Origin of the sequence: Aeromicrobium sp. 50.2.37 (assembly GCF_024655735.1) — a bacterium.
In the GTDB taxonomy this organism is placed as follows: domain Bacteria; phylum Actinomycetota; class Actinomycetes; order Propionibacteriales; family Nocardioidaceae; genus Aeromicrobium.
This window is the reverse complement of the sequence record NZ_JANLGG010000018.1, coordinates 68,791-84,193: the sequence shown is the minus strand read 5'-3', so window position 1 is coordinate 84,193 and position 15,403 is coordinate 68,791. Positions and strand designations below refer to the sequence as shown.

Here is a 15,403-nt window from a genome sequence, read left to right as displayed (position 1 = left end):
GGCCTGGAGCGACGCCGGCACGGACGCGGAGGCGGCGGCGCCGGCCAGCTCGTCGAAGAACGCGCCGGCCTCGGCCTGGCGGCGGGCCTGCTCGACCACCTCGACCACCTGGCGGCGCGCCGGGGTGTCGCCGGCGCGGATCCCGGAGCGCAGCGACTCGGTGTACCCGGCGAGCGCACCCGGCAGGTTGGTGAGCCGGGTGGCGACGTCGGACCAGCCGTCGACGTCGTCGAGCGGCATCAGGTCGAAGACGTCGCGCACGTTCTGCACGGGGGAGGCGATCACGTTGAGGTCGTTGCGCCAGGTGCCGGCGTCGTGCTCCTCGACGTGCAGGTCGAGCACCCGCACGAGCTCCGCGTGCGTGACGATGTCGACCGCGTCACGCGGCTCCACGTGGTCGAGCCGGCGACGCATGGCGCGAGCCGCGTCGGCGTACGCCTCGTGCCCCGACGGCGACAGGTCGGCGTACTCGCCCTCACGTCCGGGCCGGCCGAGGGAGACGTGCCACTCGGGCTCGTGCTCGAGCATCACGTCGAGCCACTCCTCGGCCAGCGCGTCGACGGCCGACGGGGCCCGGCCCCGCCCCTGCTGGCCCGGCTCTTGCCGCCCCGACACGTCAGCCACGACCGACCGCCTTCCTGATCCGGGCGACGAAGCGCCGCCACCGGGTGTTCTCGAGCGACTCGACACGGCGCGCCAGCGCGGCGACCGCGGCGGCGTTGGCGGTGTCACGGGCCTTCGCGTCGTCGGCCAGACGCGCGTGGCGGCTGCCGGCTCCGCGCCACGCAGGGTGCGGGAAGGGCGGCTCGTACCGCTGCGGGTGCCGCGTGATGTCGAGGACCATGCCCTCGCGCAGCCACTGCAGGCGCGCGGCCACCTGGTCGAGCCCCGGCGCCGCGAGCGTGTGCACCGCCGGTGGCAGGTCCACGGTGGCGAGGCGCTCGTCGAAGGACTCCGCGCTGGTGCCGGGCGACCAGCGATGGGTGAGGCCGTTGCGCTCCAGGAACGCGGTGTACCGGGCGAAGCCGGCCGGCAGCTCGGCGTGGAAGGCGTCGAGGTCGGCCCCGGCGTGCAGCTCGTCGGGGTGCAGCCCGGCGGTGGCCTCGTCGAACGCCGACACCACGCGGTGCGGCATGCGGTGGTACTCGGCCAGCTCGAGGGTCCGCGAGTCGTGCGCCAGCAGCACGGCCGGCGTGCCGCCGAGCAGCCCTGCCACGTTCCCGTGGAAGCGTGTGCCGTAGACGAAGTCGACCTGGGCGAGGTCGCGGTACCAGGTCCAGGTGTCGAGGTACAGCCGCAGCCGGTCCTGCTGGTAGAGCGGGTGGTGCAGGTGGACGGGCACGGCGGGGTCGTCGACGTGCGGGTGCGGGACGCCCCACAGCATGGCCCGCAGGTCGTGCGCGTCCTGGCCGACGGCCACCAGGTTGGGGTGCCGTTCGCCCTGCCGGGTGACGAAGTCGCCGATGCCCGGCACCTCGGGCGTGAAGTTGAGGGCCAGGGACGCGTCGTCGGCGACGGCAGCGACGCGCCGCTCCACGCGGTGATCCGGACCCCAGAGGAACAGCGAGGGGCAGCCGATGACGTCGACGACGTCGTCCCCGAACCCGAGGAGGGCCAGGTGGCGGCGGGTGAAGTCGCCACGCACCCCGATGGAGGCGGAGCGCTCGAGCACGGCGGAGACGAAGCGCCTCACGGGGTCGGCGATGTCCCCCAGGGACTCCGGACCCTCGCCGTGCGGTGCCTGCGAGCCGATGCCGACCACGGTGACGGGGATGGTGAGCTGCTCGACGAGCTCGGTGAGGGCCGTCAGGTGAGGCACGAACTGCGGTCGGAACGCGTTCGCCATGGGCACCACGAGGTGGTCGAACTCGGCGTTGATCCGCTCGGCGTCGCCGGGCTCGGGCGAGCGTCGCTCCGAGAGCGTGCTCGAGCTGACCAGCTCGGTGCCGTCGACGGCCAGGGACCGCCACACCGAGTGCTGGAAGAGGTAGTTGCCGGAGTTGGAGTTGAAGACGTCCTGGGTGAGGGTCGTCTCCGCGCCCACCGGGGTGAACGGGTCCTTGCCGGAGCGGACCAGCAGACGAGGCATGGCGCCAGTCTGTCAGAGGCCGTGCTCACGACGGCGGGGTCGCGCCGCGGTGCCCGAGAGGGTCAGAGGATGAAGCGGAACAGCGGGCTGTCGCTCTCGATCCGCTCGATGCGCGGCGGTGCGGCCTCCATGCGTTCGAGCAGGGCGGGCAGGTCGTCGGCGCGGGCCAGCTCGATGCCCACGAGGGCGGGGCCGGTCTCGCGGTTGCTGTGCTTGACGTACTCGAACAGGGCGATGTCGTCGTCGGGGCCGAGCACCTCGTCGAGGAAGCGTCGCAGCGCACCGGGCTCCTGCGCGAACTCGACGAGGAAGTAGTGCTTGCGGCCCTCGTGCACGAGGGAGCGCTCCACGACGTCGGCGTAGCGGCTGACGTCGTTGTTGCCACCGGACAGGATGCACAGCACGCGGGATCCGGGTTCCACCGTGAGCAGGGAGCCCAGCACCGACGTGGCGAGGGCGCCCGCGGGCTCGGCGATGATGCCGTCGCTCTGGTACAGCGCGAGCATCTCGCTGCACACCTGGCCCTCGGGGACGCCGAGCATCTGCACGGCCGTGGAGCCGTCGCCACGCACGGTGTCGAGGGTGTGCCGGCCCGCACGCCGCACCGCGGCGCCGTCGACGAAGGTGTCGATCTCGGGCAGCGTCACCGGCTCGCCGGCCGCGAGCGCCGCCGCCATGGACGTCGCCCCGGCCGGCTCCACGCCCACGACCCGGACCCCCGGATGGCGCTCGCGGAGCCAGGCCATGCTGCCGGCGAGGAGGCCGCCTCCGCCGACGGGCACGACGAGCACGTCGGGCACGGGCTCGCCCAGCCGCTGCAGCTGGTCGAACGCCTCCTGCACGACCGTGCCCTGCCCGGCGATCGTGCGCGGGTCGTCGAAGGCGGGCACCAGGGTGGCGCCGTCGAGCGCCTCCCGGGAGGCCGCCGCCGACACGTCGTCGTAGGTCTCGCCGTCGAGGATCATCTCGATGGCGTCGCCGCCGATGCTCGCGATCCGGTCGCGCTTCTGGTGGGGCGTCGTGCGGGGCAGGTGCACGCGGCCGCGCACGCCGAGCGCGGCGCACGCGAACGCCACGCCCTGGGCATGGTTCCCTGCGCTCGCGGTGACCACACCGGCCGCCCGTGCGGCGTCGTCGAGCTGCGCGATGAGGTTGTACGCACCCCGCGCCTTGTAGGAGCGCACGACCTGCAGGTCCTCACGCTTGAGCCAGACGTCGGCACCCGTGACGTCGCTCAGTCGCGTGTTGCGCTCGACGGGGGTGGCGGTCACCACGCCGGCCAGCCGTTCCGCGGCGGCCTCGACGTCGTCGGCCGTGACCAGGAGGCCGTCGGCCTCGGCCTGTGCGTCGGTGCTCATGGTGCTTGTCTACCCGACGTTATGCTCGCGGCGTGCCCCGCCCGCCCGTCCGCCGCCTCGTCCGCGGTGCCGTCGGCCGGGCCGCCCGTCGGGTCCGCGACCTCCGCGGGCCGACGCTGAGCGTGGTGATGCCGGTGTACCAGGGCGAGGAGCACCTGGCGGCGGCCCTGGAGTCGGTGCTCGGCCAGCGCTACCGCCACCTCGAGGTCGTGGTGGTCGACGACGGCTCGACGGACGGCAGCCGTGCCATCGCCGACGAGGTCGCGGCGCGCGACCCCCGCGTGGTCGTGCTCTCGCAGCCGAACGCGGGCCAGAGCGCGGCCCGCAACCGTGGTGTCGAGGTGGCCACCGGCACCTACCTCACGTTCGTCGACGCCGACGACGTCGTGACCCGCGAGGGTCTCGACGTGGCCGTGCGCGGGCTGGAGCGCAGCGGCTCCGACCTCGCCGTGCTGCCCTACCAGCGACTCGAGGGCGGGACCGTGGTGCGGCCCGCGCCCTGGATCCGGTCGCTGCACGCGCGACCGGTGGAGGGCGTCACGGTCGCCGAACGTCCCGACGTGCTCGTCCACGCCATCGCCTGCGCCAAGGTGTTCCGCCGCACCTTCTGGGACGCAGCCGGCCTCGCATTCCCTCCCGGGGTCATCTACGAGGACCAGATCCTCACGGCGCAGGCCTTCCGCGAGGCGGCCGCCATCGACGTGACCTCCACGATGGCCTACTCCTGGCGGCGGCAGGCGACCTCCACCTCGCAGGGGCAGGTGACCGTCGAGAACGTGACGGCCCGCATGGACGCCGCCGACGAGTCGCTCCGCCTGCTCGAGCCACTGCCCGCCGTCCGCGAGGAGCGGGCGCTGCAGCTGCTCAAGCACAACGTCCCCAACTCCACGCTCAAGCTCGAGCGGGCCGACGACGCCTACCTCGCGGTCCTCGTGGAGCGGGTCCCCCGGCTCGTGGCGGCGGTGGCCCCCGACCGCTACGCCCGCGAGGTGCCGGCGCAGCACCGCGTCATGAACGGCCTCCTGGAGCAGGCCCGCGCCACCGGCGACCTCGCCCCCGTCTGGCGGTTCGTGCGCGCGGAGGGTCTGCAGTCGCAGCTCTTCGCCCTGGTGGCCACGTCCGACGGCCCGGCGGTCGACCTGCCCGGGCGCCTCGCCGACGGCCTCGACCCCGTGACCTACCTGGCCACCGCCGAGCAGCTGAGGCTGCGCACCTCGGTACGCGAGGTCCTGGCCGGAGCGGACGAGCTCGTGGTCGACGTGCGGGCCTGGTTCCCCCACGCCGACGTGGCCGGCGCGGCCCTCACCGCACGCGTGCTGACGGGGCGCGACACGGCGGCCGGCGAGGTGGAGCGGACCGACGACGCCGCCGCCTTCACGTCGCGGGCGGGCACCGTCCGCGACTACCCGGGCTCGGGCTGGCGGCTGCGCTTCCCGCCCCCCGCGACCCGACGCTGCGAGCTGGTGCTGACGCTGACCGTCGACGGACCCGACGGCCTGCACCTCGAGGGTGTGCGGAGCCACCGGCTCACGCTGTGACCCTCGCCACCTCCGTGCCACTGTGCGCCGCCGGAGGACGGTCGTAGACTGACGACGTCAGCAGTCTGGTACCCGTTCGCGGGACTGGAACGAGAGGCACTCCCCATGACGCATCCACGTCAGCACGGCCCTGCGCGCGAGCGCTCGATCGGCACCGCGCGCGAGCGCTCGGTCAACACTGCGCGCGAGCGCACCACGTACGGCGTCGTCGGTGCCGGCCGGGTCGGCTCCGTCCTGGCCGCCCGGCTGCGCGCCGCCGGCCGCGACGTCGTGGGCATCAGCGCCCGCTCCGACGCCTCCGCCCTGCGCGCCCGCACCCTCGTTCCCGAGGTGCCGGTGCTGTCACCGGCCGAGGTCGCCGAGCACAGCGACGTGCTGGTGCTCGCGGTCCCCGACGACGCCCTCGTCGCCGTGTCCGAGGAGCTCTCGACGGTGCTGCGTCCCGGCCAGGTGGTCGTGCACACGAGCGGGCGGCACGGTCTCGACGCCCTCCGGTCCGCGACGCGGGTCGGCGCGCGCCCGGTGGCCCTGCACCCGGCCATGACGTTCACCGGCTCGTCGGTCGACCTGGGGCGCTCGTGCGCCATGGGGCTCACGGCCGGCGAGGCCGAGCGTGAGGTCGCCGAGGACCTCGCCGTCACCCTGGGGGGCACGCCGGTCTGGATCGACGACGCCGACCGGGTCCGCTACCACGCCGCGCTCAGCCACGGTGCCAACCACCTCGTCACGCTCGTCGCCCAGGCCCGCGAGCTGCTCCACGGCATCGGTGCCGGGGCCGAGGCCTCGCAGATCCTGCGCCCGCTGCTCGAGGCGGCTCTCGAGAACGCCCTCGACCTCGGTGACGCCGCGCTGACCGGGCCGATCGCGCGCGGTGACGTGACCACCGTCCGCGCCCACGTCGACGCGCTCGCCAGCGAGCCCGCCTCCACCCGGGACGCCTACGTCGCCATGGCCCACGCCACCACGGAGCGCGCCGCGGCCGACGGCCGGCTCGACCCCGCCACGGCGGCCGTGGTCGAGTCCGCCCTCGACGAGTCGGTGCTTCACGGGTCGGGGCTCCACGGGTCGGGATCGGCCGACGAGCAGCAGCACGCACGGACGGGTCTGACATGACCCCCGTCGTCGCCCGCACGCGGGCCGAGCTGCGTGCGGCTCTCGCAGGAGCCGAGCGCACGTCGTTCGTGCCCACCATGGGTGCGCTGCACGACGGCCACGCGCGCCTGATGCGGCACGCCCGCCCGCTCGGCGACACGCTCGTGGTGTCGATCTTCGTCAACCCCACCCAGTTCGGGCCGGGCGAGGATCTCGACGCCTACCCGCGCACCTTCGACGCCGACCTCGTCGTCTGCGAGCGCGAGGGCGTCGACGTCGTGTTCGCGCCCGACGTCGACGAGATGTACCCCGGTGGGCTCGGTGCCTTCCACCGCCCGGGGCCCGGCACCCCCGCCGGTGCCTCCCACCGCCCGGGGCCCGGCACCCCCGCCGGGGGCCCCGTGACCGTCGACCCCGGTCCGCTCGGGCAGCTGCTCGAGGGCGCCGCCCGCCCCACGCACTTCCGTGGTGTCCTCACCGTGGTCGCCAAGCTGTTCGCCCTCGTGCGTCCCGACGTCGCCGTCTTCGGCGAGAAGGACTTCCAGCAGCTGGCGCTGATCCGCCGCATGGTGCGCGACCTGGCGCTCGACGTCGAGGTCGTGGGCCACCCGATCGTCCGCGAGGCGGACGGCCTGGCGCTCAGCTCGCGCAACACGTACCTGACGCCGATACAGCACGAGCAGGCGCTCGCCCTCTCTCGTGCGCTGCGAGCCGCCGCCGACGAGGGCGTCGTCGGGCGCGACGCCGTGCTGAAGGCCGCGCACGAGGTCCTCGACGCCGCCGACGGCGTCGACGTGGACTACCTGGTCGTGACCGACCCGCTGCTCGGAGACGTCGACGACTCCTACGAAGGGGAGGCGCGGATCCTGGTGGCAGCCAGGGTCGGCACCACGCGCCTGCTCGACAACTCACCCGTGGTGCTCCGGAAGGGACCCTGATGATGCTCCGCACGATGATGACCTCCAAGATCCACCGCGCCACCGTCACGCAGGCCGACCTGCACTACGTCGGCTCCGTGACGGTCGACGCCGACCTGCTCGACGCGGCGAACCTGCTGCCGGGCGAGCTCGTGCACATCGTCGACATCGACAACGGCGCCCGCATCCAGACCTACACGATCGCCGGCGAGCGGGGCTCGGGCGTCATCGGCATCAACGGTGCCGCCGCGCGCCTCGTGCATCCCGGCGACCTGGTGATCCTCATCGGCTACGGCCAGATGGACGACGCCGAGGCGCGCGAGCACCAGCCGAGCGTCGTGTTCGTCGACTCCGAGAACCACATCATCGGTACGGGCTCGGACCCGGCCGAGGCGCTCCCGGGGTCCGGTCTCGTCCGGGGTGACGTGGTCGACAACCCGCTGGTCGTCCACTCATGACGCTGCTGACGCTCGACGTCGGCAACAGCCAGTCGGTCATCGGCGCGTTCGAGGGCGAGAAGCTCGTCGAGCACTGGACCGTCTCGTCGCAGACGCAGCGCACGGCCGACGAGTGGCACCTGCTCGCTCATGGCTTCGTTCGTGCCGCGGGCCTGGCAGACGTCCAGGCGGTGGCCATGTGCTGCACCGTGCCGTCGATCCAGGTCGAGCTCAAGGCGATGCTGGAGCGGTACTACGACGGCCTCCCGGTCTCGATCGTGGGACCGGGCGTGAAGACCGGCATCCCGATCCACACCGACAACCCGCGCGAGGTGGGCGCCGACCGCATCGTCAACGCGCTCGCCGCGGCCGAGGTCTACGGCGGCCCGGCGATCGTGGTCGACATGAACGGCACGGCCACGATCTTCGACGTGGTCGACGACCGGAACCGGTACCTGGGCGGGGCGATCGCACCGGCCGTCGAGCTGTCGCTCGAGGCACTGGCCCGACGCGGCGCCCAGCTGCGGGCGGTCGAGCTGGCCGTCCCGCGCGACGTCATCGGCAAGAACACCGTCGAGGCCGTGCAGTCGGGCGCGGTCTACGGCTTCGCGGGTCTGGTCGACGGGATGGTCGACCGGATCATCGAGTCGTTGGAGGCCGAGCCGGACGACGTGGCGGTCATCGCGACCGGCGCCTACGCCGACGTGGTGCTCGACCACTGCACGACGATCACGTCGCGCGACCCCTGGCTGACCCTCACCGGTCTGCGTCTGGTGCACGAGAAGAACCACTGAGCCAGGCGGGCCACCATGGCGCCCGCCTGCCGCTCCGTCCGCGGGGAGCAGGCCCTGCCGGGGGTGCACCCGCTGCCGGACGGGCGCCGCGCTCGACGAGGTGGGCCTCGAGCGACGTGAGGCCCACCGAGCGAGCCGCCTCGACCGGGGTGGTCTCGTCCAGCTCGGAGACCAGCGTCGGGTCCGCCCCGTGGGCGAGCAGCTCCCGGGCCACCGCGTCCTGACCAGCCAGGATGCTGGTCACCAGCGCGGTCGACTGCAGCTCGGGGTGCACGTGGTCAGGGTCGACGCCCCGCTCCAGGTGGAAGCGGACCAGCTCGACGTCGCCGCGCACGGCGGCGGCGAACATGTCCTTGAAGTCCCCGCCCGACATGGGCCCTCCTTCCGTCGCAGCGAGTCTAGGGTCGGCCGGGCCGGCCGAGCCGCTCTGACGCTTCCGCCTCGCTCAGCGCGGGCGACCTCGCATCCCGAGCCCGCCCGGTGGTCGAGTGCCTCCCCGAGCCCGCCCGGTGGTCGAGTGCCTCCCCAAGCCACCCGATGGTCGAGTGCCTCCCCAAGCCACTCGGTGGTCGAGTGCCTCCACGAGCGCTAGCGAGGGGAGGTGTATCGAGACCACTCCGGGCAGTTCAGCGGCGGCTGGGCAGCACGTCTGCCCCGACCAATGGGTCGGGGTGTCGTGGTCACGCAGGTCAGGGTCGCCAGCGGGTGTTGCGTTGCCAGGTGTCGGAGCCGGGGAGCTTCCACTCGACGTGGCCGTCGTCGGGGTTGATGCGTCCGATCCAGCCTTGCTGATGGGCCCGGTGATGGTGGAAGGGGCACAGGAGTGCGCCGTCTCTGATGTCGGTGGTCTTGGAGATCGCGTAGGGGTTGAGGTGGTGGGCCTCGGTCCACCTGGCGTCGCGGTCGCAGCTGTCGGGTGCGGTGCATCCGCCGTCTCGCTTCTCCATCGCCCGGCGGGATGACCGGTTGAAGTAGCGGTTTGCTGACCCGAGGTCCAGCGGGAGGGCCTTGCCGTCGAGCACCATCGGAACGATCTGGGCACTGCAGGCGAGCCTTCGTGCTTCGCCGGCGCTGATGCGGGTTCCGTCCGAGAGGCCGGCGGCCTTCAGACCACCCATCAGGGTGTCGAGGTCGAGGTTCACGGTCACCACGGCACTCACGCCGCCGTTGGTGGGGAGGCGGTCGGCGGGAAGATGCTCGACCAGAGCCGCGAACGCGTGCCCGAGCCGCTGGGGGTAGGTCTGACCGAACCCGACCTCGTCCATCTCGCCGGTGGCGGCGTTGACGGTGCCGACCTTCTGGTGCGGTGCTGCCAGCGCGTCCAGGGCGGTCTTGAGCATCGCGCCCTGGGCTTCGGGGAGGGTGAAGCGTCCGGTGACGGTGCCGTCGTTGGTGTCCCACATGGAGAACGACGTCTTCTTGCGGGCTTCCTCTTCGCGGCGGCGGAGGATCTCGTCTTCGTCCGCGTCGACGTCGTCGGTGGTCTTCTTGTAGGCCTCGGTGATCCGGTCCCCTCGGCGCCGCAGGTCCTTCAGGCTGAGCCTCTGCGCGTCCCTCAGGAGGGTCTCTTCGCACCGCTCGCGCTGTTCTGCCGTGACGCCTTCGGGGAGCTTGGCCAACGCGCGGGAGATCAGGTCGGCCTGCTTGGCGCTGATCACGCCAGCGGCGAGCGCGTTCTCGACGAGGGTGGTCTGCTCCGCGATTCTCTCGGCAGTGTTCACCAGGGCGTCGGCACCGCTGCGGTCTCCACCGAAGTCGATGCTGATGGTCGCGCCCGTCGAGGTGCCCGTCCCGGTTCGCGGTCCGTCGCCGTTCGCTGCGGCCTTGCGGGCCTTCTCGAGCACCCGTGCGGCGGCCATCTTGTGGGCCGACAGGCGCGCCTCGGCGCGACCGATCTCGGCGAGGAGCCGTCGGACCTCACCGGGGTCCAGACCGTCCCACGCGCTGGTGGCGACCGTGTCGAGGAGGGCGTGGATGCCGTGCACGCACGACGGCACCGGGTGGGTGTCGAGTGCGGCGACGCTCATGCTTCCTCCTGCTGGTCTACCCCATCCTAGAGGGCAGATCAGACAGGAAACAAGCATCTGTTCGAATACATGACCAAGGTCCGCGGACCTCGAAGTCCTTCGGCGCCGGCACTCCGGGTCGTTGGTCTCGACCCTCCGTGGCACGATCCCTCCATGCCTCCCACGACCTCCCGACGCGGCACGTTGACGCGCCGCAAGATCGCTGAGGCCGCCCTGCGGCTGATCGACGACGAGGGCATCGGCTCGGCGTCGATGCGGGGGATCGCCAAGCGTCTGGGCGTCGAGGCGATGAGCCTCTACAAGCACGTCGGCACGCGCGATGAGCTGCTGGACGCGGTCGTCGACCTGGTGGTGGCCGAGCTGGACGCCGACCCCGAGGTGCTGCGGGTGGCCGAGAACGGCTGGCGCGACTACCTGGAGCGGCTCGCGCGCGGTGTCCGCCGCTACGCGATGGCGCACCCGCACGCCTTCCCGATCGTGGCCACGCGACCGTCGGAGGCGCCGTGGATCAACCCACCGCTGCGGTCCCTGACCTGGATCGAGTCGGTGCTCGAGGCGCTGCAGGCGGAGGGCTTCGACGACGACCAGGTGGTGTTCGCCTACCGCTCGTTCAACAGCTTCCTGCTGGGCTACCTGCTGATGGAGACAGGGGCGCGGACGTTGCGCGACCCGCAGGACGGCGACGGATCGTTCTCCGCAGGCGCCGACGCTGCGGAGCCCGTGCCCGGTGGGCTCACCCCCACCCGCGACGAGGACGAGCAGGAGGCGGTGGCAGAGGCCGAGACGCCCCTGGAGATCCTCGACCCGTCCGGCGCCGTGGACGAGGCGACGTACCCGGCGATCCACCGGCTGGCTGCCGGCCTGGCGGCCGACCGCTACGCCGAGGAGTTCGACCGCGCCCTGCAGGAGATGCTCGACGGTATCGCCTCGCGTCTCGCCGACTGAGTGCCGCGCCAGGCGGGCCGCGAGCGCGCCCGAGGTCGTGACCGAGGTCGCATGGAGCTCGCCTTGTGGGGCTTCGGCTTACGGCGTAAGGTTTACAACGTAAGCCACACCGATTCCCCACCCGAGAAGGAGAGTTCCATGAGCTTCATCGACAAGGCCAAGAACACCGCGGAGAAGGTCACCGGCGAGGTCAAGGAGGCCGTCGGCAAGGCGACCGACAACAAGGACCTCGAGGCCGAGGGCAAGAAGGACCAGACGAAGGGCTCGATCAAGAACGTCGGCGAGGACGTCAAGGACGCCTTCAAGAAGTAAACGGGTGTGACTGAGAAGTCACTGAACGTTCATCGGGAAGCGCTCCTTGGAGTTGCAGCGACTTCCAGCCGTCGTACCGTCGAAGTGTCACCCACCGATCCAGGAGGATCATCATGAGCTTCATCGACAAGGCCAAGAACACCGCCGAGAAGGTCACCGGCGAGGCGAAGGAGCACCTCGGAAAGGCGACCGACGACAAGGACCTCGAGGCCGAGGGCAAGAAGGACCAGGCGTCCGGCTCGGTCAAGAACGCCGGCGAGAACGTCAAGGACGCCTTCAAGTGATCCTTGCTCGTTGAGCATCCGGCGAAGCCCGGTCACCGTCACGACGGCGACCGGGCTTCTTCGTGTCCTCAGGCGCCATGAACCGTCAACGGCTCCGGCTCGCGTCGAGTGCGGCGATGAGCGTGGGCGCGTCCCATTGGCCGCCGTGCCGGGCGGTGCCGATGAAGAACGTCGGCGTCCCTGACACGTCCATCAGGTCGGCGTCGTCCTCGTCCTCGCGCACACGGCGGCGCACCGCGTCCGAGTCCAGGTCGGCCTCGAAGCGCTCGAGATCGAGACCGATCTCGTCGGCGTAGCGGAGCAGGTCGAGCCGCTCCAGCTGGGCCTGGTTGGCCCACAGCAGTCGGGCGTAGTCGAAGTGGCGACCCTGCAGGTACGCCGCCTCGTAGGCGCGCGCCGCGAGCTCGGCGTGGGGGTGGTGCTGGTGCAGCGGCAGGTGACGCCACACCCACACGAGATCGCCCTCGAAGTGCTCGATGACCTCGTCGACCATGCCCGTGGCCCGGCTGCAGAACGGGCACTCGAAGTCGCCGTACTCCACCAGCACGAGCGGGGCGTCGGCGCGACCCTTGAAGTGGTCGCGCTCGGGGTCGAACGGCCGCAGGAGCACGGCGCCGGGCTGCACGACGGGCCGACGGGCGTCGAGCGCCTTCAGCACGACCCAGCCCAGCGCGAACGCGAGCACCGAGGCGGCGAGCACGCCCACACGAGCCTCGTCCTGCGCCTCGGGGTCGTCGATGGCAATCCCGACGATCAGCAGCGAGATCGTGAAGCCGATCCCCGACAGCGCGGCTCCGCCTGCGACGCGACCGATGGTCAGTCCGGGCGCGAGCACGCCGAGCCTCACCTTCTGGGCGAGCAGGGTCGCGCCGGTGATGCCGAGGAGCTTTCCGGCGACCAGTCCGGCGACCACGCCCCACGTCAGGGACGACGAGGCCGATCGCTCGAGGGTCGCGGCGTCGAGCACGACGCCGGCGTTCGCGAGCGCGAAGATCGGCAGGATCACGAACGCGACGTAGGGCGCGAACGACTGCTGGAGCCGCTCGTTGATGGAGATGGACTCGCGCAGCTGGCGTCCCGCGGCGGCGGCGTAGGCCGGGTTGGGGGACTGGCGGAACGCACGGGTCAGCTCCACGACGCGCTCCACGTCGTGCCGGCGAGGTGCCGCGACGGGGATGAGCAACGCGACCGCGACGCCCGCGAGGGTGGCGTGCACCCCCGCCTCGTGCAGGCCGAACCAGACCACCACCGAGAGTGCCGCGTACAGCGGGCCACGCCCCGACGGCAGCAGGCGCACGAGGGCGATCAGCCCGAGGGCCGCCACGGCGACGAGCAGCGGGGTGATGCGCAGGTCGTCGGTGTAGAAGATCGCGATGGCGCCCAGGGCGCCGATGTCGTCGACGACGGCCAGGGTCAGCAGGAAGACCCGGAGCCGGGAGGGGTGGTGCGGCCGGATGATGGCGAGCGCGCCCACCAGGAACGCCGTGTCGGTGGAGATGACCACGCCCCAGGCGTGCGCCTGTCCGGAGTCGCGGGCGATCAGCAGGAAGACGAGGGCGGGCACCAGCAGGCCGGCGAGCGCCGCGGTCGCGGGCACGATGGCGCGTGACCGGTCGGTGAGCTCGCCGATCGTCAGCTCGCGCTTGACCTCCAGCCCGACGGCGAAGAAGAAGAACGCCATGAGCGCGTCGTTGACCAGATGGTAGAGGTCGAGCCCCATCGACCAGTCGCCCACGGCCACGCGCGCCTCCGTGTGCCAGAACGCGTCGTACCCGCTGCCGAGGTTGGCCCACGCGATGGCCGCGAGCGTGGCCACCAGCAGCATGCCGGCGCCCAGCTGCTCGGTCTCGGCCCCGGCCACCCCGCGACGGAGCCGGGTCAGGCGGGAGTCGGCGGCGGTCTCGGTCTCGCTCACGGGCGACATCCTCGCAGTCGGGTCACGGAGTGCACCAACCATCGGCCGCGGCTCGCTGTTCCCGCCGCCCTCGGTGGCAGCCGACCGCGGTGGGTGGGCCGCTGCCCGGACCCGCCCGCCGGCCGGGCCGGGCAGCACCCGGCCACTAGACTCCCCTTCCGTGAGCGCCGACATCCAGAACCCCGACGACGACCTGCCCGAGCAGCTGCGGATCCGCCGCGAGAAGCGCCAGCAGCTCATCGACGCCGGGCTCGAGCCGTACCCGACGGACCTGGGGCTCACGCACCGCCTGGCGCAGGTGCGCGAGGCCTACGACCCCGAGGCGCTCGGCGCCGACCACCACACCGGCGACGTCGTGACGGTGGCCGGGCGGGTCATCTTCCGCCGTGGCACGGGCAAGCTGGTGTTCGTCTCGCTGCGCGAGGGCGACGGCACGAGCCTGCAGGCGATGGTCTCGCTCGACGGCGTGGGGGAGGAGTCGCTCGAGCGGCTCAAGCACCTCGTCGACATCGGTGACCACCTGGCCGTCACGGGCGAGGTCATCACGTCGCGGCGCGGCGAGCTGAGCGTCCAGGCGTCGTCGTGGGCGATCGCCGCCAAGACGCTGCGACCGCTGCCGAACGAGCACAACCCGCTCTCGGACGAGGCGCGCAGCCGGATGCGCTACGTGGACCTCATCGTCCGCCCCGAGGCCCGCGACAACGTCCGCGTCAAGGCCAAGGTGCTGCAGTCGCTGCGCCGCACGCTCGACGAGCGCGCCTACGTCGAGGTCGAGACGCCGGTGCTCCAGCACACCAACGGTGGAGCGGCCGCCCGCCCCTTCCACACGCACGTCAACGCCTTCGACGAGAGCGCCCTGCTGCGCATCGCTCTCGAGCTGCACCTCAAGCGCTCGCTCGTCGGCGGCATCGACCGCGTGTACGAGATCGGCAAGACGTTCCGCAACGAGGGCGTGGACAACACCCACAACCCCGAGTTCATGATGCTGGAGGCGTACGAGGCGTACGGCTCCTACGACACGATGGCCGACCTCACCCGTGCGCTCGTGGTCGACGCGGCGCGTGCGGTCGGGCGGACGGTCGTCCCCGGTCGTGACGGAAGCGAGATCGACCTCGAGCAGCCCTGGCGGCGGGCCACGATCCACGAGCTGGTGGGCGAGGCCGTCGGCGAGCAGGTCGACGTCGAGACGTCCGAGGAGTCCCTGAAGGCCCTGGCCGCCCGGCACGACGTGGCGCTGCAGGATCACTGGGGTGCCGGCGAGATCGTGCTCGAGCTGTTCGAGAAGCTCGTCGAGCACACGCTCATCCAGCCGACGTTCGTCTGCGACTACCCCGAGGCGGTGCGTCCTCTCGCGAAGAAGCACCGCACCACCCCCGGGCTGGTCGAGGCGTGGGACCTGATCATCAACGGCGTCGAGCTGGCCCCGGCCTACACCGAGCTCAACGACCCCGTCGTCCAGCGCGAGCGGCTCGAGGAGCAGGCGCGCCTCGCGGCGGCCGGTGACCCCGAGGCCATGGACGTCGACGAGGACTTCCTGCGGGCGCTCGAGTTCGGCATGCCCCCGGCCGGCGGGCTCGGGCTGGGCGTCGACCGGCTGGTGATGCTGCTGCAGGGCATCGGCATCCGCGAGGCGATCCTGTTCCCGATCTCGCGTCGCGAGGTCTGAGGCCGGACGCACGACCCGCGAGGGGCGCG

The 15,403-nt window shown here is 72.2% G+C and carries 15 protein-coding genes; 9 read left to right on the top strand and 6 right to left on the bottom strand.

What is annotated here, in order from left to right; genetic code table 11:
* The 3 genes from NUV38_RS11295 to ilvA all read right to left on the bottom strand — a co-directional run.
* Nucleotides 1–624: DUF885 domain-containing protein (locus NUV38_RS11295; RefSeq protein WP_257729214.1), on the bottom strand; the 624-nt coding region annotated here is incomplete at its 3' end.
* A complete protein-coding gene (locus tag NUV38_RS11290) occupies nucleotides 617–2,089 on the bottom strand; it encodes a polysaccharide pyruvyl transferase family protein (RefSeq protein WP_257729213.1) in 1,473 nt (490 codons plus the stop codon). The genes NUV38_RS11295 and NUV38_RS11290, both read right to left, overlap by 8 nt.
* A 62-nt stretch (nucleotides 2,090–2,151) precedes the next feature.
* Nucleotides 2,152–3,447: a threonine ammonia-lyase IlvA gene (ilvA, locus tag NUV38_RS11285; RefSeq protein ID WP_257729212.1), complete on the bottom strand. Its 1,296-nt coding sequence runs from the start codon at nucleotides 3,445–3,447 to the stop codon at nucleotides 2,152–2,154.
* Between the two features lie 32 nt (nucleotides 3,448–3,479).
* On the opposite strand from ilvA, the gene NUV38_RS11280 reads away from it, so the two are divergent.
* The 5 genes from NUV38_RS11280 (at nucleotide 3,480) to NUV38_RS11260 (ending at nucleotide 8,225) form a co-directional block, all read left to right on the top strand.
* The gene (locus NUV38_RS11280; protein ID WP_257729211.1) at nucleotides 3,480–4,985 is read left to right on the top strand and encodes a glycosyltransferase; all 1,506 of its coding nucleotides are present in this window, start codon (nucleotides 3,480–3,482) and stop codon (nucleotides 4,983–4,985) included.
* Between the two features lie 105 nt (nucleotides 4,986–5,090).
* Nucleotides 5,091–6,098 (top strand): Rossmann-like and DUF2520 domain-containing protein, encoded by a 1,008-nt coding sequence (locus NUV38_RS11275; protein ID WP_257729210.1) that lies wholly within the window; start codon nucleotides 5,091–5,093, stop codon nucleotides 6,096–6,098.
* Nucleotides 6,095–7,015 (top strand): pantoate--beta-alanine ligase, encoded by a 921-nt coding sequence (gene panC, locus NUV38_RS11270; protein ID WP_257729209.1) that lies wholly within the window; start codon nucleotides 6,095–6,097, stop codon nucleotides 7,013–7,015. The genes NUV38_RS11275 and panC overlap by 4 nt, the downstream gene beginning before the upstream one ends.
* A gap of 2 nt (nucleotides 7,016–7,017) precedes the next feature.
* A complete protein-coding gene (panD, locus tag NUV38_RS11265; RefSeq protein WP_257729219.1) occupies nucleotides 7,018–7,452 on the top strand; it encodes an aspartate 1-decarboxylase in 435 nt (144 codons plus the stop codon).
* Nucleotides 7,449–8,225, top strand: coding sequence for a type III pantothenate kinase (locus NUV38_RS11260; RefSeq protein ID WP_257729208.1), 777 nt, complete (start codon nucleotides 7,449–7,451; stop codon nucleotides 8,223–8,225). The genes panD and NUV38_RS11260 overlap by 4 nt, the downstream gene beginning before the upstream one ends.
* Here NUV38_RS11260 and NUV38_RS11255 read toward each other — a convergent pair.
* Complete coding sequence (locus NUV38_RS11255) at nucleotides 8,188–8,598, bottom strand: ankyrin repeat domain-containing protein (protein ID WP_257729207.1); 411 nt, start codon at nucleotides 8,596–8,598, stop codon at nucleotides 8,188–8,190. The genes NUV38_RS11260 and NUV38_RS11255 overlap by 38 nt on opposite strands.
* Nucleotides 8,599–8,914: 316 nt before the next feature.
* Nucleotides 8,915–10,252: an HNH endonuclease signature motif containing protein gene (locus tag NUV38_RS11250; protein WP_257729206.1), complete on the bottom strand. Its 1,338-nt coding sequence runs from the start codon at nucleotides 10,250–10,252 to the stop codon at nucleotides 8,915–8,917.
* Between the two features lie 153 nt (nucleotides 10,253–10,405).
* Here NUV38_RS11250 and NUV38_RS11245 point away from each other — a divergent pair, with 153 nt between their 5' ends.
* The 3 genes from NUV38_RS11245 (at nucleotide 10,406) to NUV38_RS11235 (ending at nucleotide 11,793) form a co-directional block, all read left to right on the top strand.
* Complete coding sequence (locus tag NUV38_RS11245; protein WP_257729205.1) at nucleotides 10,406–11,197, top strand: TetR/AcrR family transcriptional regulator; 792 nt, start codon at nucleotides 10,406–10,408, stop codon at nucleotides 11,195–11,197.
* A 138-nt stretch (nucleotides 11,198–11,335) separates the two neighbouring features.
* Nucleotides 11,336–11,509 carry a CsbD family protein gene (locus NUV38_RS11240; RefSeq protein ID WP_082482024.1) on the top strand — a complete coding sequence of 58 codons (174 nt, stop codon included), beginning with the start codon at nucleotides 11,336–11,338 and terminating at the stop codon, nucleotides 11,507–11,509.
* A gap of 113 nt (nucleotides 11,510–11,622) precedes the next feature.
* Nucleotides 11,623–11,793, top strand: a complete 171-nt coding sequence (locus NUV38_RS11235; RefSeq protein WP_257729204.1) for a CsbD family protein — start codon at nucleotides 11,623–11,625, stop codon at nucleotides 11,791–11,793.
* Between the two features lie 85 nt (nucleotides 11,794–11,878).
* On the opposite strand, the gene nhaA is transcribed toward NUV38_RS11235, so the two are convergent.
* Nucleotides 11,879–13,708 (bottom strand): Na+/H+ antiporter NhaA, encoded by a 1,830-nt coding sequence (gene nhaA / locus NUV38_RS11230; RefSeq protein ID WP_257729203.1) that lies wholly within the window; start codon nucleotides 13,706–13,708, stop codon nucleotides 11,879–11,881.
* A gap of 160 nt (nucleotides 13,709–13,868) precedes the next feature.
* Between nhaA and lysS the strand changes: the two genes are divergently transcribed.
* A complete protein-coding gene (lysS, locus tag NUV38_RS11225; RefSeq protein WP_257729202.1) occupies nucleotides 13,869–15,374 on the top strand; it encodes a lysine--tRNA ligase in 1,506 nt (501 codons plus the stop codon).
* Nucleotides 15,375–15,403: the final 29 nt, after the last annotated feature.

Coding starts and splice junctions, on each gene's coding strand:
- NUV38_RS11290 (WP_257729213.1), bottom strand. CDS start 2,089: ATGCCTCGTCTGCTGGTCCGCTCCGGCAAGGACCCGTTCACCCCGGTG.
- ilvA (WP_257729212.1), bottom strand. CDS start 3,447: ATGAGCACCGACGCACAGGCCGAGGCCGACGGCCTCCTGGTCACGGCC.
- NUV38_RS11275 (WP_257729210.1), top strand. CDS start 5,091: ATGACGCATCCACGTCAGCACGGCCCTGCGCGCGAGCGCTCGATCGGC.
- panC (WP_257729209.1), top strand. CDS start 6,095: ATGACCCCCGTCGTCGCCCGCACGCGGGCCGAGCTGCGTGCGGCTCTC.
- panD (WP_257729219.1), top strand. CDS start 7,018: ATGCTCCGCACGATGATGACCTCCAAGATCCACCGCGCCACCGTCACG.
- NUV38_RS11260 (WP_257729208.1), top strand. CDS start 7,449: ATGACGCTGCTGACGCTCGACGTCGGCAACAGCCAGTCGGTCATCGGC.
- NUV38_RS11255 (WP_257729207.1), bottom strand. CDS start 8,598: ATGTCGGGCGGGGACTTCAAGGACATGTTCGCCGCCGCCGTGCGCGGC.
- NUV38_RS11250 (WP_257729206.1), bottom strand. CDS start 10,252: ATGAGCGTCGCCGCACTCGACACCCACCCGGTGCCGTCGTGCGTGCAC.
- NUV38_RS11245 (WP_257729205.1), top strand. CDS start 10,406: ATGCCTCCCACGACCTCCCGACGCGGCACGTTGACGCGCCGCAAGATC.
- NUV38_RS11240 (WP_082482024.1), top strand. CDS start 11,336: ATGAGCTTCATCGACAAGGCCAAGAACACCGCGGAGAAGGTCACCGGC.
- NUV38_RS11235 (WP_257729204.1), top strand. CDS start 11,623: ATGAGCTTCATCGACAAGGCCAAGAACACCGCCGAGAAGGTCACCGGC.